The sequence below is a fragment of the Streptomyces sp. NPDC002779 genome, assembly GCF_042888685.1.
In the GTDB taxonomy this organism is placed as follows: Bacteria; Actinomycetota; Actinomycetes; order Streptomycetales; family Streptomycetaceae; genus Streptomyces.
In genome coordinates this window covers 22,462-46,182 of the sequence record NZ_JBIAQC010000011.1, presented here as the reverse complement: position 1 = coordinate 46,182, position 23,721 = coordinate 22,462, and the positions used below count along the sequence as shown (strand labels likewise).

21 protein-coding genes are annotated in these 23,721 nt (G+C 73.7%); 12 read left to right on the top strand and 9 right to left on the bottom strand.

All coding sequences use genetic code 11. The features are described 5' to 3' along the window. Position 1: 1 nt before the first annotated feature. Positions 2-862: an NAD(P)H-binding protein gene (locus ACFYW5_RS28060; RefSeq protein ID WP_389419880.1), complete on the bottom strand. Its 861-nt coding sequence runs from the start codon at positions 860-862 to the stop codon at positions 2-4. Further along, the gene (locus ACFYW5_RS28055) at positions 859-1,527 is read right to left on the bottom strand and encodes a ScbR family autoregulator-binding transcription factor (RefSeq protein ID WP_389419879.1); all 669 of its coding nucleotides are present in this window, start codon (positions 1,525-1,527) and stop codon (positions 859-861) included. Before ACFYW5_RS28055 ends, ACFYW5_RS28060 begins: the two co-directional genes overlap by 4 nt. 213 nt (positions 1,528-1,740) lie before the next feature. On the opposite strand from ACFYW5_RS28055, the gene ACFYW5_RS28050 reads away from it, so the two are divergent. From ACFYW5_RS28050 to ACFYW5_RS28040, 3 genes are all read left to right on the top strand, one after another. Beyond that, positions 1,741-2,619 carry a ScbA/BarX family gamma-butyrolactone biosynthesis protein gene (locus ACFYW5_RS28050; protein ID WP_389419878.1) on the top strand — a complete coding sequence of 293 codons (879 nt, stop codon included), beginning with the start codon at positions 1,741-1,743 and terminating at the stop codon, positions 2,617-2,619. A gap of 70 nt (positions 2,620-2,689) precedes the next feature. Then, entirely contained in the window at positions 2,690-3,337 is a 648-nt protein-coding gene (locus tag ACFYW5_RS28045; protein WP_389419877.1) for a ScbR family autoregulator-binding transcription factor, read from the top strand. An 828-nt stretch (positions 3,338-4,165) separates the two neighbouring features. After that, positions 4,166-5,341 carry a damage-control phosphatase ARMT1 family protein gene (locus tag ACFYW5_RS28040; protein WP_389419876.1) on the top strand — a complete coding sequence of 392 codons (1,176 nt, stop codon included), beginning with the start codon at positions 4,166-4,168 and terminating at the stop codon, positions 5,339-5,341. Between the two features lies 1 nt (position 5,342). On the opposite strand, the gene ACFYW5_RS28035 is transcribed toward ACFYW5_RS28040, so the two are convergent. The 3 genes from ACFYW5_RS28035 to ACFYW5_RS28025 are packed head-to-tail and all read right to left on the bottom strand — an operon-like array spanning position 5,343 to position 8,723. Next, positions 5,343-6,605, bottom strand: coding sequence for a cytochrome P450 (locus ACFYW5_RS28035; protein ID WP_389419875.1), 1,263 nt, complete (start codon positions 6,603-6,605; stop codon positions 5,343-5,345). Further along, complete coding sequence (locus tag ACFYW5_RS28030) at positions 6,602-7,438, bottom strand: alpha/beta fold hydrolase (RefSeq protein WP_389419874.1); 837 nt, start codon at positions 7,436-7,438, stop codon at positions 6,602-6,604. Before ACFYW5_RS28030 ends, ACFYW5_RS28035 begins: the two co-directional genes overlap by 4 nt. Before the next feature lie 46 nt (positions 7,439-7,484). Then, entirely contained in the window at positions 7,485-8,723 is a 1,239-nt protein-coding gene (locus ACFYW5_RS28025; RefSeq protein ID WP_389419873.1) for an endonuclease/exonuclease/phosphatase family protein, read from the bottom strand. A 169-nt stretch (positions 8,724-8,892) separates the two neighbouring features. Between ACFYW5_RS28025 and cyc2 the strand changes: the two genes are divergently transcribed. After that, on the top strand, positions 8,893-11,046 hold the full coding sequence (cyc2, locus tag ACFYW5_RS28020) for a germacradienol/geosmin synthase Cyc2 (protein ID WP_389419872.1): 2,154 nt from the start codon (positions 8,893-8,895) through the stop codon (positions 11,044-11,046). On the opposite strand, the gene ACFYW5_RS28015 is transcribed toward cyc2, so the two are convergent. Together ACFYW5_RS28015 and ACFYW5_RS28010 are read right to left on the bottom strand one after the other, a co-directional pair. Next, on the bottom strand, positions 11,039-12,580 hold the full coding sequence (locus ACFYW5_RS28015; RefSeq protein WP_389419871.1) for a hypothetical protein: 1,542 nt from the start codon (positions 12,578-12,580) through the stop codon (positions 11,039-11,041). The two genes, cyc2 and ACFYW5_RS28015, sit on opposite strands and share 8 nt — an antisense overlap. 49 nt (positions 12,581-12,629) lie before the next feature. Further along, complete coding sequence (locus tag ACFYW5_RS28010; RefSeq protein WP_389419870.1) at positions 12,630-13,343, bottom strand: hypothetical protein; 714 nt, start codon at positions 13,341-13,343, stop codon at positions 12,630-12,632. 88 nt (positions 13,344-13,431) lie between these two features. On the opposite strand from ACFYW5_RS28010, the gene ACFYW5_RS28005 reads away from it, so the two are divergent. The 5 genes from ACFYW5_RS28005 to ACFYW5_RS27985 all read left to right on the top strand — a co-directional run bounded on the left by ACFYW5_RS28005 (position 13,432) and on the right by ACFYW5_RS27985 (position 17,866). Beyond that, positions 13,432-14,316: a LysR family transcriptional regulator gene (locus tag ACFYW5_RS28005; RefSeq protein WP_389419869.1), complete on the top strand. Its 885-nt coding sequence runs from the start codon at positions 13,432-13,434 to the stop codon at positions 14,314-14,316. A 99-nt stretch (positions 14,317-14,415) separates the two neighbouring features. Continuing rightward, positions 14,416-14,988 carry a PDZ domain-containing protein gene (locus ACFYW5_RS28000; protein WP_389419868.1) on the top strand — a complete coding sequence of 191 codons (573 nt, stop codon included), beginning with the start codon at positions 14,416-14,418 and terminating at the stop codon, positions 14,986-14,988. Between the two features lie 53 nt (positions 14,989-15,041). After that, a complete protein-coding gene (locus ACFYW5_RS27995; protein ID WP_389419867.1) occupies positions 15,042-15,665 on the top strand; it encodes a LysE family translocator in 624 nt (207 codons plus the stop codon). A gap of 88 nt (positions 15,666-15,753) precedes the next feature. Continuing rightward, complete coding sequence (locus ACFYW5_RS27990) at positions 15,754-16,881, top strand: aminopeptidase P family protein (RefSeq protein ID WP_389419866.1); 1,128 nt, start codon at positions 15,754-15,756, stop codon at positions 16,879-16,881. 49 nt (positions 16,882-16,930) lie between these two features. After that, positions 16,931-17,866, top strand: coding sequence for an aminoglycoside phosphotransferase family protein (locus ACFYW5_RS27985; RefSeq protein ID WP_389419865.1), 936 nt, complete (start codon positions 16,931-16,933; stop codon positions 17,864-17,866). 28 nt (positions 17,867-17,894) lie between these two features. Here ACFYW5_RS27985 and treZ read toward each other — a convergent pair whose 3' ends face one another. After that, positions 17,895-19,640, bottom strand: coding sequence for a malto-oligosyltrehalose trehalohydrolase (gene treZ, locus ACFYW5_RS27980; protein WP_389419864.1), 1,746 nt, complete (start codon positions 19,638-19,640; stop codon positions 17,895-17,897). Positions 19,641-19,813: 173 nt separating this feature from the next. Between treZ and ACFYW5_RS27975 the strand changes: the two genes are divergently transcribed. The 3 genes from ACFYW5_RS27975 (at position 19,814) to ACFYW5_RS27965 (ending at position 22,300) form a co-directional block, all read left to right on the top strand. Further along, the gene (locus tag ACFYW5_RS27975) at positions 19,814-20,365 is read left to right on the top strand and encodes an FHA domain-containing protein (RefSeq protein WP_389419863.1); all 552 of its coding nucleotides are present in this window, start codon (positions 19,814-19,816) and stop codon (positions 20,363-20,365) included. Between the two features lie 154 nt (positions 20,366-20,519). After that, entirely contained in the window at positions 20,520-21,872 is a 1,353-nt protein-coding gene (locus ACFYW5_RS27970) for a M14 family zinc carboxypeptidase (RefSeq protein WP_389420075.1), read from the top strand. After that, positions 21,869-22,300, top strand: a complete 432-nt coding sequence (locus ACFYW5_RS27965; protein ID WP_389419862.1) for an SSI family serine proteinase inhibitor — start codon at positions 21,869-21,871, stop codon at positions 22,298-22,300. Before ACFYW5_RS27970 ends, ACFYW5_RS27965 begins: the two co-directional genes overlap by 4 nt. 36 nt (positions 22,301-22,336) lie before the next feature. Here ACFYW5_RS27965 and ACFYW5_RS27960 read toward each other — a convergent pair whose 3' ends face one another. Continuing rightward, on the bottom strand, positions 22,337-23,587 hold the full coding sequence (locus ACFYW5_RS27960) for a M14 family zinc carboxypeptidase (RefSeq protein ID WP_389419861.1): 1,251 nt from the start codon (positions 23,585-23,587) through the stop codon (positions 22,337-22,339). Positions 23,588-23,721 lie beyond the last annotated feature (134 nt).

Sequence of the window (23,721 nt, the reverse complement as noted above, 5' to 3'; positions counted from 1 at the left end):
GTCATGTCCCGACCCGGAAGGCGCCCAGATGATCCCGCGCCCACTCCCGGTAGCTCCCCGCGGACCGCCCCAGCAGCTTCGCGACCGTAGGGTCCACCTGCGACTTGGCCCCGGCCCGCCCGCGCGCCGCGCTCTCGGCGAGCGCCTCGGCGATCGGTGCCGGATAGCGGCCGCGCAACCGGCGCAGCGCCTCGGCCTCGGTCAACTCCTCGAAGTTCACCGTCCGTTCCAGCAGCTCACCGAGGATCCGGGTCTGGTCCACGGCGCTGATGGCCTCGGGTCCGGTGAGGGCGTAGGCCCGGCCGGCGTGCGCGACGGGCTCCAGCAGTGTCAGCGCGGCCACATCGGCGATGTCCCGCGGATCGACGGTGGCGTTGGCCGCGCTCCCGCCCGCCGCCCGTACGACGCCCTCGGCGCGGACGGAGATGGCCCAGCCGAGGGTGTTGGACATGAACGCACGCGGCCGCAGCAGGGTCCACGACAGTCCCGAGTCGGTGAGGAGTTGCTCATTGCCGCGCTGCCAGGCCGTGATCAGGTCGGTGGCGTCGGGGTCGGTGACCGCGAGCGCGGACAGCTTCACCACCTGCCGTACCCCGCACGCGTGCGCCGCCGCCAGGAAGTGCTCGTCATGGGTGTGCGTCAGCGGGTTCGCGGAGACCAGCAGGGCGGAGGTCACCCCGGTCAGGGCGCGCCGCAGACTCGCCAGGTCGTCGAAGTCGCCGCCGCAGACCTCCGATCGGGGCCCGGAGAGGTGCGCTGCCCGGTCCGGCCGTCGGGTCAGCAGGCGCAGCGCGGTGGTGCCGCGCAGTCGGCGCGCGACCAGTCCGCCGACGGTTCCGGTCGCTCCGGTCAGCAGGATCACGGCTCGGCCCCCTGCAACAACTGCGCGTCCTCGTCGAGCGAGGCCAGGATCCGCGCGCCCCGGTCCGGTGCGGTGTCGATCCGGACCAGCAGCGCCGGCACCGCGATGCTCGGCAGGACGTGCGCCCACAGCACCGAGATGCGGTGCGCGAGATCCTCCCGCCCGGTCAGCGCCCGGGACATCAGCTGGATTCCGGCGAAGGAGCCGACCAGCAGTTCCACCGTGTCCCTCGGCACGACCGTGGGCAGCAACTCGCCCTGCTTGTCGGCCTCTTCCAGCAGGTCGATCAGATGGTCCGCCCACTGCCGGAACGGCCCGCTGTGGTCGACTCCGGGCGGTGTGCACTGGTCCACGGTCAGGCGCACACTGCCCTGCAGCAGCGGGTTGCGCAGCAGTCTCCGGCCGAGGACATAGCTCATGTCCACCATTTCCTGGAGCTTGCACGGCTGCGGCGGCACCGCACCGAACGGCACCTGCTCGTCCAGGACGGCCTGGGCGAGCGACTCCTTGGAGGGGAAGTGGAAGTACAGGGCGCCCTTGGTGACTTCGGCGCGCTCCAGCACCATGGAGATCGTCGTCGAGGCGTAGCCGTGCTCGTCGAACACCGCGCCCGCGGCTTCCAGGATCGCTCTGCGCGTCCTGATGGCGCGCTCCTGCTTCGCCATAAGCGCCCCTTCGATGCGCCGAGTTGACCGGATGGCCCACGGTACGACGGCCCGGACGCGGACCGATCCCGGTCATCCCTGGTCTCATTGAAAACAAACCGGTCGGCTCGTACTGTAGCGCTCACGGCACGGGCACCTCGCCGTCTGTCAACACTGTCGGGGGAGCCAGGGAGAGACATGCCTGAATTGCCGCAACCCGCCGTTGTCCCGACGGTGTCCGAGCCCCTCACGGCCACGGTGCCGCGTCAGCTGGTGCATCGCGCGGCCGTCGCCGAGACCCTGCTCACCGGCTGGCGCCGGACCGGAACCGACCAGTTCAGGGTAGCCGCGCAGTGGCCGCGGGCGCACCCGTTGCACGTGTCGAGCGACCGTACCGCATACGAGCCGCTGCTCGTCACCGAAACCGTCCGGCAGAGCGGGACACTCCTCGCCCACGCCGAGTACGAGGTGCCGCTGGGATACCGGTTCGTGCTCCAGGAGTTGCGTGTCGCCACCCGCCCCGAGTACCTCAGGGTAGGCCGCATGCCCGCCGAACCGGACGTGGACGTGCAGATCTTCGACGTTCGCCAACGGGCCGGGCGCCCGGCCGCGTTCCGTCTCTCCGCGGCCGTGACCATCGACGACACGCAGGTCGCGAGCGCGTACTTCGCCGCGTCCTGGACCAGCGAGCCCGTCTACCGCAGGCTGCGGGGCGGCCGCGGCGCCGCCGATGTCACCGCGCTGGCCCCGCCGCCCGGGCTGTCGCCCACCGAGGTGGACCGCACCGTGCCCGGCGATGTCGTGCTGGCGGCGACGGACCGGCCGGGGCGGTGGCAACTGCGGGTAGATACCGCGCATCCCGTTTTCTTCGACCATCCGCTCGACCATGTCCCCGGGATGCTGCTGCTGGAGGCGGCCCGTCAGGCCGTTCAGGTGGTAAGTGGCGGCAAGAGCGTGCCGGTGTCCTACCGGGCGACCTTCGACCGGTACGCCGAACTGGACCGGCCCACGTGGATCGAGGCGGAGTGCGGTGCCGACGGCGAGCTCCAAGTCCTCGGCGTCCAAGGGGATTCGGCAGTCTTCGCATGCCGGGTAGGCATCGTGGAGTGTTGAGCTATTGTGTACGGGGAGTAAAAAACAAACGGCATGACCCGTTCTTTTCCGCCCCAGGAGTGTCCAGCCGATGGCGAGGCAGTTACGCGCTGAACAGACCCGCGCGACGATCATCACCGCTGCCGCCGACCTGTTCGACCGGCGCGGCTACGAGTCGACCAGTCTGAGCGACATCGTCGAGCACGCCCAAGTCACCAAGGGCGCGCTGTACTTCCACTTCGCCGCGAAGGAGGACTTGGCCCACGCCATCATGGAGCTGCAGTCCCAGGCCTCCCGCCAGATCGCCGACGAGATGGACGCCCGCGGCTACTCCTGCCTGGAGGCGCTGATGCGCACCACCTTCGGCATCACCCGGCTCTCCGTCGAGGGCCCGATCCCCCGGGCCGGGCTCCGGCTCGCCACCGGAGGTGTGGCCGTGAAGGCGCCCCTGCGGCACCCCTTCACGGAGTGGCTGGACATCTCCACCCGCAAACTCCTGGGCGCGGTCAAGGAGTCGGACGTCCATCCGGACGTCGACGTCGACGCCGCGGCCCACTCCCTCGCCTGCTTCTTCGTCGGCACCCGGGTCGTCGGCCGCGCCCTCGAACCCGTGGCCCGCCAGCCCCGCCGCGTCGCCGAGATGTGGCACCTACTGATCCGCGGCATGGTCCCGGTACCCCGCCGCCCCCGCTACCTCGCCCTCACGGGCCAACTGGAACGCGAGACCCGAGCCTGCTGAGCCCGGGTTCCCGGACCTCCGGGCTCCCCGGCCCTGTCGGCCCCCGGCCGCCGGGGCGTGGCGCCTGCTGATCCGCGGCGCGACGGCAGTGCCCCGCCGCCCGACGGCGCGCGGGGCCGCCCCCGGCTTCCCGGCCCCCGGGGCCTCCCGGGCCCGTCCGCCCGTCGGCCCCGGCCCGCCGAGACGTGACATCTGCTGATCCGCGGCGCGGCGGCAGTGTCCCGCCACCCGACGGCGCGCGGGGTCGCCCCCCCCCGGCTTCCCGGCCCCCGGCCCTCGGCCGCCGGGGCCTCCCGGGCCCGCCAGCCCGTCGGCCCCGGCCTGCCGAGGCGTGGCATCTGCTGATCCGCGGTGTGGTGGCAGTGTCCCGTCGAGCGGCGGCGCGCGGGGTCGCCCCCGGCTTCCCGGCCCGCTGCCCCTCGGGCCCGCCGGCCCGCTGAGCCCCGGCTCGCCGGCTGGCAGGTGGTTGAGGTGCGCTCCTGCTGATCCGCGGCGTGGTGTTGGCGACCCGTCGTCTCACCGGCCGGCCGGCCGGAGTGCGAGAGGGACGCTGCTGAGAGCGGGCCTGCGCGCGATACGGTCGCCATCAATCCCCGTACCCTCCGCGCCCTCCGACGCCCGGCCCTCCCGGCCCATGCCCTTGCCCCAAGCCCAGGCCCAAGCCCTGGCCACCAGCCGCCCGGCCCCGCCTACCCGCCGAGATGTGCCCCTGCTGATCCGCAGCATGGTGCCGGTGCCCCGTCGCACCCGCTCCTCGCCCTCACCGGTCGGCCGGGGCCCGAGACGTGACGCGCTGCGGGCCATCCCGCGCGCGGTACCGTCGGGCGTATGCGCGCGATCCCTGCCGTGATTCTCGGCGATGAACCCGGTTCCTTCCCGCACCGTGTGCTCACCGAGCGGCACCCCGCGATCATCCGTCAGGTCCGCGAGGCCGTTCCGTACGGGCCCGAGCATCAGGACGCGCTCGACGTGCTGCTCGACAACTGCACCAAGGGTGTGATCGAACCCCTTCCCCACGACGCCCACGACCGGGACCGATGGCGGGAATGGGGCACCACCGCCTACGCGGGCCGGCCCTGGACCGACGTGCCGTGGCTGTGGGCGGAGAGTTACTTCTACCGCCGGCTCCTCGGTGCCGTCGGCTACTTCACCCCCGGCCCCTGGCAGGGCATCGACCCCTTCCGGCCCGCCAAGCTCGCCGAACTGAACTCCGCGGAGACGGACCAGGAACTGGCCGCGCTGGACGACCTCGCCCCGCTGTCCCCGGACGAGCAGGACCGGGCCCTGCTGCACGGCTCCCTGTGGGGCAACCGCGCGGACCTCGGCTTCCGGCTCTCCGCCGCCGACGGGACGGCGCCGGGCGGCACCCCGCCCCTGGTCGCCGACGACAGCGCGGCCCTGTGGTCGCTGCTGACGCCCGGCCCGGCGGCCCCGCTGCTCTGCCTGATCGCCGACAACGCCGGCCGCGAACTCATCCCCGACCTGCTCCTGATCGCCCACCTCCTGACCGGCGGGCGCGTCCGGCGGGCCGTCCTGCACGTCAAGCCGTACCCGTACTTCGTCTCCGACGCCACGCCCGCCGACGTCCTCGACGCCCTGCACCGGCTCAGGTCCGCGCAGGGCGCGGCCCGGACGTACGGCGAGACACTGTGGGCCGCGCTGACCGACGGCCGGCTCACCATCCGCGCCCACCCGTTCTCCTGCGCGCCCCTGCCCTACGAGCGGATGCCCACCGACTTCCGCGACGAACTCACCGCCGCCACACTGACCGTGCTCAAGGGCGACCTCAACTACCGTCGCCTGGTGGGCGACCGGAGATGGCCGCCGACCACCCCCTTCGCCGACGTCACCGCCGGCTTCCCCGGCCCGGTCGCCGCCCTGCGCACCCTGAAGTCGGAGGTGATCACCGGCCTGGACGCCGGTACGGAGGCCGCCCTGACCGCCGCAGAGGACCAGCGCTGGCGCACCGGCGGCACCCACGCCCTGATCCAGGTGCGCCGCTGACTCACGTCACCCGCACCGGCAGCGACTTGATGCCGTTGATGAAGTTCGACACCAGCCGCCCGCCCGGACCCGCGGTGCGCAGCACCGGCAGGACCCGCGTCGCCTCCCGGTACAGCACCCGCAGTTGCAGCCGGGCGAAGTGCGCGCCGAGACAGACGTGCGGGCCGTCCCCGAAGGAGACGTGCGGGTTCGGGGCCCGGGTCAGGTCCAGCCGGTCCGGCTCCGCGAAGACCCGCTCGTCCCGGTTGGCGGAGGCATGGAAGACGACGACCTTGTCCCCGGCACGGATCCGCCGCCCGGCGAGTTCGGTGTCGTGGTCGGCCGTACGGCGGAACGTCAGCACGGGCGGATGCCAGCGCAGCAACTCGTCCACTGCGGGCTCGATTTCGATGTCCCCGGCGCGCAGTCTCTCGTACGCCTGCGGGTGCTCGGCCAGTGCCAGCAGGCCGCCCGGCGCCGCGCCGCGCACGGTGTCGTTCCCGGCGACGGTGAGCAGGAAGAAGAACATCTCCAGCTCCGCCGCGGTGAGTTCGGCGTCGTGCGCCAGGATGGTCAGCACGTCGTCGGCCGGGTACCGCCGCTTGTACGCGGCCAGTTGACGGGCGTACGCGAACATGTCCCGCAGCATCGCCGGGGAGCGGGGGTTGACCGGCTTGCCCGCGTCGTCCAGGACCGGCGGACCCGCCTCGTCGGGGTCCTGGTAGCCGATGACCCGCTGGGTCCAGTGCAGCAGCAGCCCGCGGTCCGGCTCCGGGACGCCGAGCAGGTCGGCCAGGTTGAGCAGGGCGTAGTCGTCGGTGACGGCGGCGACGAGATCGACGGTGCCGTCCGCCTCGCGGGCCGTCTCCACCGCCCGCGCGAACAGGTCCTGCGCGCGCTTCTCGGCGACCGCGGTGAACCGGTCGACGCGGCCCGGGGTGAACGCCCGGCTCACCAGCCGCCGTAACCTGCCGTGCCCCGGCGGGTCCTGATTGAGCATCATGCGCCGGATGAACGGCAGGTCCTCCGGGTCGGGGTCGCGGATCTGGGTGGCGCCCAGCTGGGAGGAGTACGTCAGCGGATCCTTGAGCACCCGGACCACGTCCGCGTGCCGGGTCACCGCCCAGAACCCGGGACCGGCCGGCCAGCCCAGCACCTCGGGCTCGTCCTGCCAGGCCACGGCGTGATGGTCGCGCAGGACGCGGTAGGCGGCGTAGGGCACGCCGGTGGCGTACTGGCGGGGGTCGAAGACGTCGGGGACGGGCGGGGACGGGCGGAAGGTCACGCCTCCTCGCCCTCGGCCGCCGCGCCGGACCGCTCCGCCCCGCCCTCGGGGCCGGTGTCGTCCTCGTCGCCCGCGTCGAGGAAGGCCTCCACCACCTGGATCAGCTCCAGCGGGGTCTCGTCCATGGCGTAGTGCCCGGCGCCGGACAGCTCTCGCACCTCGCCGTACGGGTACCAGCGCCGCCAGGTGTCGCGCAGCAGCGACGCCGACAGCGCCGGGTCGAGACGGCCCGCGACGGCCAGCGCGGGCACCCGGGCGCCCGCCACCTCGGCGTGGAAGTCCTCCCGGGCCCAGGAGTCCAGCCAGGCCCGGTACGCCTTCGCGTCGCTCACCGCGAGCGAACGGCTGACCATCCGGTCCAGCCAGGCCGCGGGCCGGACGCCCCCGGTGGTGAAGTCGATGATCGTACGGCGGTTCTCCGGCCGGTGCGCCGAGTCCGCGAAGAGCTCCCACTGCTCGGCCGGGAGCGGCAGCCCCGACGCGGGCACCGGGGAGACACCCACGATCCGGCGCAGCCGCCCGGGCGCCAGCGCCAGCAGCCGCTGGGCCACCGACCCGCCCATCGAGTGCCCCACCACCGAGAACCGCTCCCAGCCGAGCCGGTCGGCCAGGTCCAGCAGGTCCTGTGCCGCCTCGGCCGTCGAGTAGCGGCCGGCGGCGTCCTTCGCCTCGCCGTAGCCGCGCAGATCGACCAGCGCGTAGGTGAAGGACGTACCGTCGAGGTCGGGCCGGACGCTCGCGTACGCGGACCGGTCGGCGAACCAGCCGTGCACCGCGAACACCTTGTGCGGCCCGTCGCCGTGCAGCTCATGAGGGAGCGTGAAGGAGGTCATGCGCTTACGGTGGCGTCCCGGCCCGGCCTCGGCAAGAGCGCGCGTTTCAGCGGACGTACACGTCCTGCCACACCAGCCGGTGGTCCGAGGTGGGAACGTTCGCGCCGCCACCGACCAGCCGGTACAGGGGATCGTCGGACGTCGGCCAGAACACGCCGTTCGCGCCGGGTGCCAGACCGCGGGAGGGCAGCACGTAGTCGACGCGCAGATTGCCCGGGGCGGTGTCGTTGAAGTCCGCGGTGTCGTACGCCGGATCACCGGTGTGCGAGGCGTTGGCGCCGCCCTGCAGCCGCGCCGCCTCCACGGCTCCCGCGCTGGACGGCGCGGTGGCGGGCGGGCGGACCGCCGGGTGGTCCAGCAGCAGCCGGATGGCGCCGCCGTAACTGTCGCCGTCGTACGGGTCGGCGTTCTGGTCGCCGGCCAGCACGAACCGCGCACCCGGCCGCAGTCCGCCGCGCACACCCCGGTCGTCGTACAGATGGGCGCCGCGCCCGCGCCCGCCGATGTAGTCGGCCCACAGCCGTATCTCGTCGTGGTTGCGGCGGCCGTTGCGGTCCTCGGGGCCGTCGAAGGTGGGCGGCGTGGGGTGCGACACCAGGAAGTGCACGGTGTCCCGGCCGATCCGCACCGGCACGTCCCAGTGGCTCTTGGAGGACAGCCGGAGGGCCGCCGTCGCCTCGGCGCTGTAGTAGCCCGGCGGCATCAGGTGGCCGGGCATGTCCTTCCACAGGAAGCGCTGGAAGGTGCGCACCGCGCGCGTGGCGATCGGATACTTGGAGAGCACCACCATGCCGTACTGCCCCGGGAACCAGCCGTACCCGAAGGCGTCCTGCCCGTACGCGTCCGAACCGGGCGTCGTCACCGCGCCGTTGCGGCCGTCCAGATCGACCCCGGAGGCGACACCGGTGTTGACCGGCGCGGTGAAGGCGTACGGGTAGCGGACCGGCCCGGCGCCGCGCTGCCCCACGGCGAGGTAGTTGTCCCGGAAGAGGCGAACCGCGGCGCCACCGGCCACGTAGTCGAACTCGTTGATCAACAGCACATCGGGGTCGACCCGTTGGATCGTCTCCGCGACATTGCGCGCCTGGACGTTGTCCGGCGTGGACAGGTCCGTGACGAGCGCCCCTTCGGCGGAGCGGTTGAGGGAGGCGTTGAAGGTGGCGAACCGGACCGCGCGGCCGTGGCGTTCGCCCGCCGAGGCGGGCCACGCGGCGGTGCCGGCCAGCGCCGCCCCGGCGAGCGAGGCGAGGGCGGTACGGCGGGACAGGGCTCGGGGCTGGTCCATCGGGACTCCGGAGGGGAGGAGGGACGCGAGAACCTCCGTAGTCTGCGCGCGTAGAGGTGAACGCCACAAGGGCCCTTGGGAATGCGGAGGTTCATCCCGGATTCACGCGATGGTGTGATCATGTCCCGGCCCGAGGATGGTCGCCGGTGGCGCCGGGTAGTGCCCGGCCATGACGCAGCCCTTCGAACTCCCGCACTTCTACATGCCGTATCCCGCGCGGCTCAATCCCCATGTCGACGAGGCCCGGGCCCACTCGACCGCGTGGGCCCGCGAGATGGGCATGCTGGAGGGATCCGGGATCTGGGAGCAGTCCGATCTCGAAGCACACGACTACGGACTGCTCTGCGCCTACACCCACCCCGAGTGCGACGGCCCCGCCCTCTCCCTGATCACCGACTGGTACGTGTGGGTCTTCTTCTTCGACGACCACTTCCTCGACATGTACAAGCGCACCCAGGACCGTGCCGCCGGCAAGGCCCACCTCGACCGGCTCGCCCTGTTCATGCCGCTGGACCTCACCACGCCGACGCCCGAGCCGGAGAACCCGGTGGAGGCCGGTCTCGCCGACCTCTGGACGCGCACGGTCCCCGCGATGTCCGCCGACTGGCGCCGCCGCTTCGCCGTCGCCACCGAGCATCTGCTGAACGAGTCGATGTGGGAGCTGTCCAACATCAACGAGGGGCGGATCTCCAACCCCGTCGAGTACATCGAGATGCGCCGCAAGGTGGGCGGCGCCCCCTGGTCCGCGGGCCTGGTGGAGTACGCGCGGGCCGAGGTGCCCGCCGCGGTCGCCGACGCCCGGCCCCTGCGGGTGCTGATGGAGACCTTCTCCGACGCCGTGCACCTGCGCAACGACCTGTTCTCCTACCAGCGCGAGGTCGAGGACGAGGGAGAGCTCAGCAACGGCGTCCTGGTGCTGGAGACCTTCTTCGGCTGTACGACCCAGGAGGCCGCCGACACCGTCAACGACGTCCTCACCTCCCGCCTCCACCAGTTCGAGCACACCGCCCTCACCGAGGTCCCGGCGCTGGCCGTGGAACGGGGCCTGACCCCGGACGAGGTCGCCGCCGTCGCCGCCTACACCCAGGGACTGCAGGACTGGCAGTCCGGCGGCCACGAATGGCACATGCGCTCCAGCCGGTACATGAACGAGCGCGCCCGCTCCACCAGCCCCTGGCACGGCCTCACCGGCCCCGGCACCTCCGCCGCCGACGTCGGCGCCCTCCTCGCCTCGGCCGGCGCCGAACGCCTGCGCGCCTACACCCATGTCCCGTACCAGAAGGTCGGACCGTCCCTGATCCCCGACCTCTACATGCCCTTCCAGGTGCAGCTCTGCCCCCATCTGCCCGGCGCCCGACGGCGGCTCGTCGACTGGACGCACCGCATGGGCATGCTGGAGGAGGGCGTCTGGGACGAGGACAAGCTCGCCGCCGCCGACCTGGCCCTGTGCTCGGCGGGCCTGGACCCGGACGCGACCGAGGAGGCCCTCGATCTGAGCGCCGACTGGCTCGCCTGGGGCACCTACGGCGACGACTACTACCCCCTCGTCTTCGGCCACCGCCGCGACCTGGCCGCCGCCCGCCTCACCACCCAGCGCCTGGCGGCCTGCATGCCCGTCGCCGGCGAGGAGACCCCGGCCCCTGCCAACGCCATGGAACGCGCGCTCGCAGACCTGTGGGCCCGCACCACCGCCGGGATGACGCCCGCGCAGCGGCGCACCCTCAAGGACGCGGTCAACGTCATGACCGAGAGCTGGGTGTGGGAGCTGTCCAACCAGATGCAGAACCGCATCCCCGATCCGGTCGACTACCTGGAGATGCGCCGCGCCACCTTCGGCTCCGACCTCACCATGGCCCTGTGCCGCATGGGCCACGGCCCCTCCGTACCGCCGGAGGTCTACCGCAGCGGTCCGGTGCGCTCGCTGGAGAACGCCGCTGTCGACTACGCCTGCCTCCTCAATGACGTCTTCTCGTACCAGAAGGAGATCGAGTACGAGGGCGAGATCCACAACGCGATCCTCGTCGTGCAGAACTTCTTCGGCTGCGACTACCCGACCGCGCTCGGCGTGGTGCACGACCTGACGACCCAGCGCATGCAGCAGTTCGAGCACGTCGTCGCGCATGAACTACCGGTCCTGTACGACGACTTCGGCCTCTCTCAGGAGGCGCGCGACGCCATGCGGACCTATGTGGCCGACTTGCGGAACTGGATGGCGGGCATCCTGAACTGGCACCGCGAGGTCGACCGCTACAAGCCCGCCTACCTCGCCCGCCGGGCCCACGGCTTCCTGCCGGACCGGCCGCCCGCGCTGCCCGTCAGCTGAGGCCCCCGACGTCACCCACCCGCTCGGCGGTCTTCCCGGCGAGCTCCCGGAGGCCCTCGGCGGGGTTCTCCGAGAGCTCGCCGAGTATCGCGTCGGCCGCGGTGAGCAGGGCGCGGGCCTCCCGCGGGAGGCCGGCGTCGGCGAGGGCCCGGGTGAGGGCGTAGTGCTCCTCGGCGATGAAGCGGCCGAAGTTCACCCGGGTCCAGTGGCGCAGCGAGTCGTCGCCGGGGTCGGCCAGGAGCGCGCGCACCGACGCCAAGGTGGTTCTCGCCAAGGGGAGTTGTCCGCAGGCGCGTTCCAGCCGGGCCTGGTCCAGCAGCGCCGAGATCCGGTCCCACGCCGTGTCCTGCAGCGTGGCGTACAGGCGCTGGGCGCGCAGGGCCTGGGGGAGGTCGCCGGTCCGCTCCAGGTCATGGGCGAGCCAGTTGATCCGTGACGTCTCCAGCCGGGTCGGATCGTCGGGCCGTCGCAGGGTGCTCTGATCCAGGAAGATCTCGTCGAGTGCGCGGATCAGCGCAACCCGGGCGAGTTCGGTCAGGCCCTGGTCCAGGGCGAGTTCGGTCCAGGTGGCGAGCGGTTCGTCGGCCGGATCGGTGCCGAACATCGCGTCGTCCAGCTCCTCGGCCCAGCGCGACAACTCCGCGGAGCCCGCTCCCGGTTCGGGGATTTCGCTGAGCCCGCAGTGCGTGTCGAAGTCCGTCTCGCGGACCTCGTGCAGCAGGGGCAGATCGGTCACGTCCCCGTGCCGCCCCACGAGGACCGCGGCGAGCCGCAGTTCGTCCGTCATCGACGACTCCGTCTCGCGCCGCAGCAACTGCCGGAGCAGCTCCAGGTCGCCGTCCCGGCGGTCGAACTGCGCGGCGCGCAGCGCGAGTCGACGCCGTACGGGATCCCCGGCCACCGCGTCCCACGCGGTGCGGTCGCCCGCCCGCAGCAGGGCCAGATCCGCCCGGCCGCGGGCGAGCACCGGCTCCCACAGCGGTGGACGGGGGTGCTCGTCGAGCAGTCGGTAGGCGCCGCCCTCCTCCTCGGTGAGCAGCAGGAAGTCGGGTTCCGTGCGCAGGAGCGCGGTGTGCAGCAGGGTGACCAGTCTGAGCGGGGAACGCTCGGCAAGGCCCAGGGTGGCGCGGAGTTCGGTCCGGGCCGCGTCGAAGCCGGCGTCGTCCGCGCGGAGTTCCGCCTCCAGCTCCGCGACACGCGCGAGGACCGCCTGCTCGCCGTCGCGCGGGGACAGGTTCACGCAGTCGAACCAGCAGGGCAGGCCGATCACCACCTCGAGCGCCTCGTCGACGGTGGAGCCGATGATCCCGGCCCCGCCCTCCGAATCGGCGTAGAGCATCGAGCCGTCCGCGCACACGAAGTACGTACCGCCCGCGCCGCTGCCCGCGACGACCTCGATCGGGCCGCCCGAGGCGAGGCGGACCGGCTCGACATGGCCGTGGGCGGCACGGCTCAGGTCGAAGTCGAAGTGCAGGGCGGCCAGTTCGGCCGGCCGCGGATCCTGGCGCAGCCTCTGCAGTGCGTGATCGGTCATGTCACAGAACGTAACAGCCCCCACTGACAACGGGACCGGCCCGCCCGCCTCAAAAGCGCTGACCTGCGTGTTCGACGGCCGCCCTGGCCCAGGCCGTGACCACCTGGTGTGGTCGGGAGCCGTCCCCGGACAGCTCCGGCTGGAAGAGGGAGGCCAGGAAAAAGGGGTGGCCGGGCAGTTCGGCGATCCGGACCTGGCCGTCCTCGTCGCGCCCGGAGAAGCGCAGGCCGTGAGCGGTCAGCGTGTCGAGGTGACGCGAGGGGCCGTAGGCGCAGAAGTAACGCTCGACGGTCCGCTCCGAGCCGATCACGGAGTGCGCGAGCGAGCCCGGTTCGACGGCGACCGCCGCCTCGTGGCCCACCAGCGAGCAGGCCAGCGGCTCGATGATCGGGTCCTCGGCGGACGGGTCGTTCTCCGCGTGCGCCACGCCGGTGAGCCCGCAGACATGGCGGGCGTACTCCAGCACCGCGTGCTGGAACCCGGCGCACGTCCCCAGGAACGGGATGCCCCGCTCGCGCGCCGTCCGGATCGCCCCGATCACCCCGGCCTCGCTGCGGTACGGGCTGCCCGGCACCACCCACAGCGCGTCGAACCCGTCCACGGCGCCCGGCTCGCCGGCCTCCTCGGTCGGGATCCAGTACGCGTCGAGGACCAGCCGCTCACGGGCGGCGAGGGCGTCCAGCAGCAGCGGGATCCGGGTGTGCGACACGACATTGGGGGAGCGGTCGCCGACCAGGGCGATCCGCGCGAAGGTCTCGGTCATGCCCGCCATCCTGGGCGTGCCCTCGAGTTCACGTCCAACGATGATTCCTGCATGCTCGATAAGCGCTGCTGATGCCATCCTCAAGGGCATGGACCCGCATCTGCTGCGCAGCTACGTCACGGTCGCCCGTCTCGCCTCCTTCTCCGAGGCCGCCCGCGACCTCGGGTACACCCAGTCGGCCGTGTCCCAGCACATCGCGGCCCTCGAACAGGACCTCGGCACCCCCCTGCTCACCCGCAGGCCCGTCGCCCCCACGGCGGCCGGCGCACGGCTGCTGGAACACGCGGCCCCGCTGCTGCTGCGCCTGGACGCGGCCCGTGCGGACGTGGTCCGGATGGCCGCCGCGCCCGCCCACGGACTGACCCTCGCCGCCGCGCCCACCGCGCTCGGACCCCGCGTCCTCGCCGCGCTCCCGGCCGCCGGGGTGACCCTCAAGGCGCTGCCCCGGGACGAGATCCCGGCGGCCGTCGCCACCGGCTCCGCCGATCTGGGCCTCGTCGACGGCCTGGCCGCCCCCAGCGACCCGCTGCGGCTGCCCGACGTGGCACCGCTGACCACACGCGGCGCGGGCGAGGAACCGGTGTGCGTGCTGCTGCCGCATGCGCACCCCCTGGCCCGGCGCCCCGGGCTGGGCCTCGCCGATCTCGCCGACGCCCGCTGGCTCGACGCCCCCGACGCGGGACTGCCGCTCACCCAGCTCCGCGCGGCCAACGGCGGCCAGGGCTTCCGCCCGTCCCTGCGCTACGAGGGCACCGACGTACGGGGCCTCAGCGCGCTGGCCGTCGCCGGGCACGGCCTGACCCTGCTCCCGCGCTCGGCGGCCACGGACGTGCCGGGCGGCGTGGCCGTGCCGGTCACCGCACCCCGGCTCGTGCATCGCACGGAACTGGTGCACACCGGTCCGCTCCAGGGGGCGGCGCGTCAGCTGGTGGCCGCACTCGCCTCCCGTGACCAGGGAGACTTCCGCTCCTGACCAGCGGTCAGTCTCACTCGTTCGTGGCACGTCGTGCGCCGGCGCCCCGGGTAGTCCTCCAGCCGGAGGCGATCCGTAACCTCCGCCGGGAGGCGAGCCATGGAACACACCGCGTTGCGTCCCAAGCCGATGCCCGGCCAGGAGCCCGGCGGCGGCACGAGGCCCCCGGCCCCCCGGCGCCCGCATGCCGCGCGCCGGCGCGGACGCCGGCTCAGGACCGTGCTGTTCGCGCTGTTCGTCGGCACGGTCCTGGTCCTGTCCGGCGTCGGACTGGGCACGGTCGCCGCCACGGTGATCGGCATGAGCAAGCTCGCCGAGCTGCGGCAGGCGGGCCCCGGCCCCATGAGCGCCCCGGCGGACCCGAGCCCCGCCCCGCCCGCCACCCCGAGCCCCGCCCCCGCGCCGGCCACCGCCACCCTCGGGGTGGAGGCCGTGGACGCCGACAAGGCGGGCGCCGAGGTGATCGGCGTCCATGTGCCCGGCCCCGGCTACTCGGCCGGCCTGGTCCGCGGCGATGTCCTCCTGGTCCTCGGCACGACCCGCATCGACGACGCCGCCGACCTCGCCCGCGCGGTGGCCCGGATCAGCCCCGGTACCGAGGTCGCCCTGACGGTGCGTCATCGCAGCGGCGGCTACCAGCAGCTGACCGTGACCCCAGGCGTCGTCACCTGAGCGCTGCCGGAAAACCACTGTCCCCACGGCGGCCTCCCCGCCACCATGACCCCATGCTGACCACTCTCGTCGCCTTCCTGGGGGCCTGCACCCTGGTGGCCGCCTCGCCGGGACCCAGCACCGTCCTGATCATCCGGCAGTCGCTGCACAGCCGCCGCTCCGGCTTCCTGACCGTGCTCGGCAACGAGACCGGCGTCTTCGTCTGGGGCGTCGTCGCCGCCTTCGGCCTCACCGCCCTGCTGACCGCCTCGGAAGTGGCGTACGACGTGATGCGCGTCGTCGGCGCGGTCGTCCTGGTCGGCTTCGGCGTGCAGACGCTGCGGGCGGCCCGCCGCACGCGGGACGAACCGGCGAGCGAGGCCGGGGAGGCCGGTGGCCGCAGTGGCTGGGCGTCCTACCGCGCGGGCTTGCTGCTCAACCTCGCCAACCCCAAGGCAGCCGTCTTCGCCCTCTCCTTCCTGCCGCAGTTCGTGCCCGACGGCGCCCCGCACCTGCCCGCCATGGTGGGCCTCGCCGCGCTCTGGGCGGTCTACGAGATCGGCTACTACGGCCTGTACGTGTGGTTCGTCGGCCGGCTGAGGAGCCTGCTGTCCCGCGCGGGAGTGCGCCGCCGGCTCGAACAGGTCTCCGGAGGGGTGCTGCTGCTCCTCGGCGCCAGGATGGCCCTGGAGGGATGAGCCCGGGTCCGCCGACCGGCTCGCGCCGCCCCCGCCGTCCGGGCAGGATGCTGCCCGTAGTCACCTTCACCCGCCCAGGGAGGCCCGGATGACCGCCCCTACGCCCGCTCCCTTCACCGCCGACGACTACCGCGCCCGTATGGAGCGCGCCGCGCGGGCGGCCGCCGACGCCGGACTCGCCGGGCTGCTCGTGGCGCCCGGACCCGACCTGGTGTGGCTCACCGGATACGCGCCCACCGCCGTCACCGAACGGCTCACCCTGCTCGTCCTCGTCCCCGGCCGGGACCCCGGCCTGATCGTCCCCGCGCTGGAGGCCCCCGACGCCGCCAAGGCGACCGGCGCGCCCGCGCTGACCCTGCTCGACTGGACCGACGGCAAGGACCCCTACGCCGTCACGGCGGCCCTGCTGCAGCGGGACGGCCGGTTCGGCATCAGCGACAACGCCTGGGCCATGCACCTTCTGGGCCTGGCGAAGACCCTGCCCGACTCCTCCTACGCCTCCCTCACCGAGGCGCTGCCGATGCTCCGGGCCGTCAAGGACGCGGCGGAACTGGAGCGGCTGACAGCCGCGGGCGCGGCCGCGGACGCCACGTACGAGGAGATCCGGCAGGTTCCCTTCGCGGGCCGCAAGGAGACCGAGGTCGCCGCGGACCTGGCCCGGCTGCTGCGGGAACACGGACACGAGACGGTCGACTTCACGATCGTCGCCTCGGGCCCCAACGGCGCCAACCCGCACCACGAACCCGGGGACCGCGTCATCGAGCGCGGCGACATGGTCGTCCTCGACTTCGGCGGCCTCCTCGGCGGCTACGGCTCCGACACCTCCCGCACGGTCCACGTCGGCGAGCCCACCGACGAGGAGCGCCGGATCCACGACCTCGTGCGCGCGGCCCAGGAGGCCGGATTCCAGGCCGTCCGGCCCGGTGTCGCCTGCCAGGAGGTGGACCGGGCCGCCCGCGCGGTCATCACGGACGCCGGGTACGGCGCGTACTTCATCCACCGCACCGGGCACGGCATCGGCGTCACCACGCACGAGCCGCCGTACATGATCGAGGGCGAGGACCAGCCCCTGGTGCCCGGGATGTGCTTCTCCGTGGAGCCGGGCATCTACCTGCCGGGCCGGTTCGGGGTGCGCATCGAGGACATCGTCACGGTCACCGAGGACGGCGGCCGCCGCCTCAACGACACGACCCGCGAGATGGTCATAGTGGACTGAGACGGCCCCAGGAGCCCCGGCACCCTCCCCCCGACCTACGGCGCGACCCATGACCCAGGCACCGACACCCACCGCGGACACCGTCCGCCGACTGGTCCGTTCCCTGCTCAAGGACGGTGCGGACGACACCGCGGGACCCGAGGTCCGGCCCGTCGCCGAGGGCGGCGGGTCCGCCACCTGGTGGGTCGGCCCCCGCCATGTGCTGCGCCTCGCGCCCGACCGGGAGGCCGCCGCCCGGCAGCGCCGCGAGCTGCGGCTGCGCGACCTGGTCCGGCCGTACGTCCCGGTCGCCGTGCCGACGAGCGTCGCGCACGGCGAGTGGGCGACCGGGCTGACCTACACGCTGGACACCAGGGTGTCCGGTGGCTCGGCCGAGGTGCACGACGTGTCCGCCCTCGGCGAGGCCGACCTGGCCGGGCTGCTCACCGGGCTGCGCGAGGTGCCCCTGCGGCAGGCCGAGGCGCTCGGCGTGCCGCGCACCGGACCGCGCTCCCTGGAAGGGCTGCGCCGGGCCGCCGAACGCGCCGCCCGGCGCCTCGACCCCGCCGACGACTTCGATCCCGCCCGGCTGCACCAGCTCACCCAGCCGGCCGCGGTGCAGCTCGCCGCCCAGTCCGGCAGCGCCGTCCTCGTCCACCACGGCCTGACCGGCGAGCACCTGGTGGTCAGCGCGGACGGCCGGGTGCGGGGCGTCCTCGGCTGGACCGACACCGTCGCCGGGGACCCCGCCGAGGACATCGCGGGACTCGCCCGCGCCGTCGGCTCCCCGGCCGCCGTCCGCGCCGCCACCCTCGCCGGCTACGGCGCCCGCCCCTGTCTGCGCGGCCTGTGGCTGGCCCGCTGCGACACCGTCCTGCACCTCGCCGAGGCCCTCGCCGGCACCCGCCCCGCCCCCCTGCCGCAGCTGCGCCGGCAACTGGACCTGGCCTGGGAGGCGATCCTGCTGGAGCGGGTCACCGAACTGCGGGACGACGAGGAGTCGTAGGCCCTGTCCGAGCGGAAGGGGCTGGCGCTCACTCCTGGAGCAGCACCACGCACGACTCCCCGGGCAGCTGCAGCACCCCGTCCGCGCCGGGTGCCTCCACGGGCTCCCACGCGGCCAGAACGCGCGCCTGACGGGGCCCCAGCGGGATCCGCGCCGGTTCCCCGGCGAGGTTGACGGCCACCCGGACGTCCCCGCGCCGGAAGGCCAGCCAGCGCTGCCGCTCGTCGTAGGCCACCTTGGTGTCGGCGAGGTCCGGGTCGGTCAGGTCCGGCTGCTCGTGCCGCAGGGCGATGAGCCGGCGGTACCAGGCCAGCACGCGCGCGTGGGGCTCACGCTCGGGCTCGGACCAGTCCAGGCAGGAGCGGTCCCGGGTCGCCGGGTCCTGCGGGTCGGGCACGTCCTCCTCGGCCCAGCCGTGCGCGGCGAACTCCCGGCGCCTGCCCCGCCGTACCGCCTCGGCCAGTTCGGGGTCGGTGTGGTCGGTGAAGAACTGCCAGGGCGTGCCGGCCGCCCACTCCTCGCCCATGAACAGCATCGGCGTGAACGGCGCGGTCAGGGTGAGCGTGGCCGCGCAGGCCAGCAGGCCGGGGGAGAGGGAGGCGGCGAGCCGGTCGCCCAGGGCGCGGTTGCCGATCTGGTCGTGGGTCTGGGTGTAGCCCAGCAGGCGGTGTCCGGCCGTCCGCGCGCGGTCCAGGGGCCGTCCGTGCCGGCGTCCGCGGAAGCTGGAGTAGGTGCCGTCGTGGAAGTACCCGCCGGTGAGCGTCTTGGCGACGGACGCCAGGGGGGAGCGCCCGAAGTCGGCGTAGTAGCCCTGGGCCTCGCCGGTCAGCGCGGTGTGCAGGGCGTGGTGGAAGTCGTCGTTCCATTGCGCCTGGAGTCCCAGTCCGCCGTTCTCGCGCGCGGTGATGATCCGCGGGTCGTTCAGGTCGGACTCGGCGATCAGGAACAGCGGCCGCCCCACTTCGGCCGACAGCGCGTCCACCGCCGTCGACAGCTCCTCCAGGAAGTGGCACGCGCGCGTGTCCCGCAACGCGTGCACCGCGTCCAGGCGCAGTCCGTCGACCCGGTAGTCGCGCAGCCAGGCCAGGGCGCTGCCCACGAAGTAGTCGCGCACCTCGTCGGAGCCGGGAGCGTCGAGATTGACGGCGGCGCCCCAGGGCGTGTGGTGGGTCTCGGTGAAGTAGGGCCCGAAGAGGGGCAGGTAGTTGCCCGAGGGGCCGAGGTGGTTGTGCACCACGTCGAGCACCACCCCGAGTCCGAGGTCGTGCGCCCGGTCGACAAACCGTTTCAGCGCCTCGGGGCCGCCGTACGGCTCGTGCACCGCCCACAGCGACACCCCCTCGTACCCCCAGCCGTGCCGGCCGGGGAAGGGGCACAGGGGCATCAACTCGACGTGGGTGACACCCAGTTCCACGAGGTGCCCGAGCCGCTCGGCGGCGGCGTCCAGGGTGCCCTCGGGGGTGTACGTGCCCACGTGCAGCTCGTAGAGGACCGCGCCCGGCAGCGGGCGTCCGGCCCATGCGGCGCGCCAGGTGTGGCGCCCGTGGTCCACGACGGCGCTGCGTCCGTCCGGCCCGTCGGGCTGGCGGCGCGAGCGCGGGTCGGGCAGGACGGGGCTGTCGTCCAGCGCGTAGCCGTACCGGGTGCCGTCCTCGGCGTCCGCCTCCCCCTGCCACCAGCCCTCTCGCTCCGGATCGCGCTCCAACGCGCGCGTGGCGTCCCCGCAATGGAGCGTCACACGGCCGGCCTGCGGTGCCCACACCTCGAACTGCACGGACGGTTCCCCTTCGTCTGCTCACCGTGATGTAGCCCGTCCATGGTGCTTCAAACGAGATCGATCCGCTTTTGAATCTTCCCTTTTGCGGCGGGTGTCGTCGGATACGCACGCGTGGCGGGTGTTCTCTCGTCTTCTGGACACCCCGGGCCCGGCTGACCGACAATCACGACGTGACGTCGTCCTTCGAGTTCCCCACGTACCCCGCGCGGCTCTCCGACGCGGAGCGCGACAAGGCGCTGAAGGTGCTCCGTGACGGCGTCGCCCTGGGACGGCTCTCGCACGACACGTTCATCCGGCGCATGGAGCTGGCCCTGGCCGCCCGCCGCGCCGACGAACTGCTCGCCCTCACCGCCGACCTGCCCCAGGAGAACCGGTTCTCCAAGATGGTGCTCGGCAGCGTCGAGGCGGTCTCCGGGTTCGGGGTACGGCTGCGCAGGGCCTGGCAGGCCGAGCGGCTGCCCAAGCTGCTGCTGCCCCACCCCGGCGGCGGCCACCCCCTGCGCATCGGGCGCGACCCCGCCAGCGGACTGCGCCTCACCCACGAGACGGTCTCGCGGGTGCACGCCGAGCTGACCCGCCAGGGCGGCATGTGGGTGCTGCGGGACCTCGGCTCGACCAACGGCACCACGGTGAACGGACGGCGCGTCATCGGGGCGGCCGTGGTCCGCGAGGGCGACCAGGTCGGCTTTGGACAGCTGGCCTTCCGGCTCACCGTGAACTAAGCCGAACCTTAGCTCTGGCCTTGGCTTTACGGGGTGCGGTGGGGGAAATCCCTTTGCTTGCGCGGGCGTTGACGTACCCGCCGCAGCCGTGACTGACTGGACGTACCTCAGGCACAACAGGTGAACCGACGGCACCGGCTCGCGGAGGTGCGCCCTGCTGCCACTCCTCCGCTACCCGACCGCCGACGAGCTGGGCGTCCGGGCGGCCGCGCTCGTCACCCGCCACCCCGCCGACGCCCGGCTGCGCCGCGTCGGGACCTCCCGCGGAGGCAGCCCGCTGTGGCTGCTCTCCGTCGGCCACGGCAGCCGCCAGGCCCTCGTCGTCGCCGGACCGCACGCCAACGAACCCGTGGGCGGCGCCACCGCCCTCCGGCTCGCCGAACGCGCCCTCGCCGACCCCCGCCGGCACCAGGACGCCGACGCCACCTGGAACCTCCTGCTGTGCCTCGACCCCGACGGTCTGCGCCGCAACGAGGGCTGGCTCCAGGGCCCGTACACCCTCGGCCGCTACTTCCGGAACTTCTTCCGCCCCGGCTTCCTGGAACAGCCCGAGTGGCTGCCCGACGGGGCGGACCGCGTCACGCTGCCCGAGACCCGCGCCCTGCTCGACCTCCAGGACGAACTGCGCCCCTTCCTGCAGTGCTCGCTGCACGGCGTCGACGTCGGCGGCGGCTTCGCCGAGCTCACCCACGACCTGCCCGGCTTCCCGCGTCGCCTCGCGCACACCGCGGCCCGCCTGCGCATCCCCCGCGAACTCGGCCCGTACGACACCCTGTACTGGCCGCGCCTGGGGCCGGCCGTCTACCTGATTCCGCCGCCGCGCCGGGGCGACCTCGCCGCGGCCATCACCGAGGCCGCCGTGGAGTCGACCTGGTTCCACCCCTACCGCTACGGCACGGTGACCGCGGTGGTCGAGGCACCCATGTGGGGCGTGGCCGCGGTGGAGGACGACACCGCACCCGCCGACGCGGTGGCCGTCCTGCGCACGGTCAGCCGCGCCCTGCGGCACGACTCCCGGTTGCTGGCCCGGCTCCTCGTCCGCCTGCGCCACCACCTGCCCGCCACCCAGGACACCGCCCGCCTGCTCGCCCCGGTCGACGACTACGTCCTGGTCTGCCCAGGGCTCGCCGACGCGTGGGACCCCGACATCGTCACCGCCGACGCCCATCCCCTGCCCCCGCTCAGCACCGCCCACCTGGCCACCCTGCGCATCGCCGGGCGGCGGCTGGCGCTGCGCACCGCGGGACTGCTGCACCGGCTGGTGGCCGGCTCCGGCCGCGACCCGGCCGGTGTGCTGCCCGAGCTGGACCGGCTCATCGACCTGTGGTGCGCCGACTACCGCGACGGCTGCGGCGCGCGGTGGATACCGGTCGCACGCCAGGTCGAATACCAGTCCCGGGTGGTGCTCGCCGCGTTCGACCTGGCCTCCCGCCACGCCCGCGGGGGTTCCCGTTCGGGTGAGCAGGGGTGGGGTTCCGAGGCCGCGGTGCCGATGCACCGGGAATGACACACTCCACCACGGTGAAGGCGGGACGGGCCGGTGTCCGGGGCGTTCTGCTCGCGGCCGCCTCCCTCCTCGTCCTCGCGACGGTTCCGGCGCAGGCCGGCGAGCGGGACACCCTCCCGGGCAACTGGCTCTACCTCACGCTCACCACGGGCGACGCCCACTCCAGTCACACCCGCGGCACGCTGCTGATGTGCGGCCCGCCCCAGGGCCACGCCCGCGCCGCCGAGGCCTGCGCGGCCCTCGCGGCGGTCGACGGCACCCTCGACCGCCTGTCCCAGCGGGACGCGATCTGCCCGATGATCTACGCCCCGGTCTCCGCCCGGGCGAGCGGCCAGTGGAACGGCCGTCCGGTCGAGTACCGGCGGGAGTTCAGCAACGCGTGCGAGCTGGCGGCGCGGACGGGGGCGGTGTTCGCCCTGGACCACTGAGCGGTGCGCGCCCCCGGCACGCGCGCGTGGCGGCTCTCAGGCCACCCGGTCGCGCGCGTGCCGGGCCGCCGCGACGACCGTGCGGGACTGGTGCTCGACCTGGTGCTCCAAGGGCACCCAGCGGGCCCGGAACCGTCGCTCGAAGGAGCTGCTCCAGGACGCCACGAGCCGTTCCAGACCCGGCGCCGCCCGGTCGTCCGTCTCCTGCAGCACCCGTAGCAGCATGGCCGCCGCCCGCAGCGGCAGCCGGCGAGCGAAGGCGTCCACACTGCCGATGTACGCGCGCGTGTCGTCCACCGGCGCCCCGCGCGTCCAGTCCGCCGCCAGCCCCGGCACCAGCTCCAGCGCCCACCGGGTGGCCCGCAGCAGCGGTCCGTCGGCGCCGTCCAGCCGGGGCAGCACCTCGGTGAGCACCCGCTCCACCTCCCGCGTGTCCCGCAGCAGCCGGCCCGCGAGCCGCCGCATCGCCGCCGTCGGCGCCGGATGCGGTACCGGGTCGTCCACCAGGTCGCTCGCCCACATCGGCACCTCCACGACCGCCGTCATCCCCCCGTACCGGTGCACGTGGTGCCAGGTACTCTGCCGCGCGTCGTCCGGCATGCTCGGGTACGCCGCTCCCGCCCCCGCGGCCGGCATCACATGCACGCCCGGCCCGGACGCGGGCCAGCCCGCGGCGTCCGAGGCGCCCGTCTCCACCGGGATGTTCAGCTCCGCCGCCGACTTGGCGAACGGCTCGGCGAGCCCGGGCAGGTCCTTCGTCAGCTGCACCCAGCTGCCGCCCAGCTCGGTCCCGTGCAGGGTCGCCTGGAGGTAGGGGCGCAGTTCGTCGATGACCCCGGTCAGGGCGCGGGTCTCCGGCGGCAGCCGGTCGGGCGGCAGGACCGCGGGCGACCACTCCGGCTGTTCGGGGCCCGCCGGCCGGAAGAAGCCGAGGTGGTAGTCGAACAGGCTGCGCGGCGCCGGAGTGACATGCAGGCTCGCCCCGTCGGGATCGGCGCACAGCAGGAAGTGCCAGGAGGTGCCGGACCGCAGCGTCCGCTCGTCCAGGACCCGTTCGGCCAGCGCGAGCAGGGTCGGGCCGCCGGTCGGCTCGTTGGCGTGGGCGCCCGCGACGACCAGCACGGCACGCCGCCCACGGCCCACGGACAGCAGCTGCAGGGGGCGGCCCGCGCGGGAGAGGCCCACCTCCCGCAGCGTGCACAGGCCCGGCCGTTGGGCTGCCAACGCCCGGGCCGCCGAGACGACTTCGGTCACCGAGGGGTAGCGCAGCTCCGGCAGGAGACTCACCCCCGTCACATCCGCCCGGCCTCGCAATCCGCAGTACCCCACGGCCGCCGAGCACTGTCAAGGAGACCCAGGGGGAGGCTCCAGGGGGCGCCCAGGGGCATGCCACGCCGACCGGCGGGGCGGCCGGTGCCGAC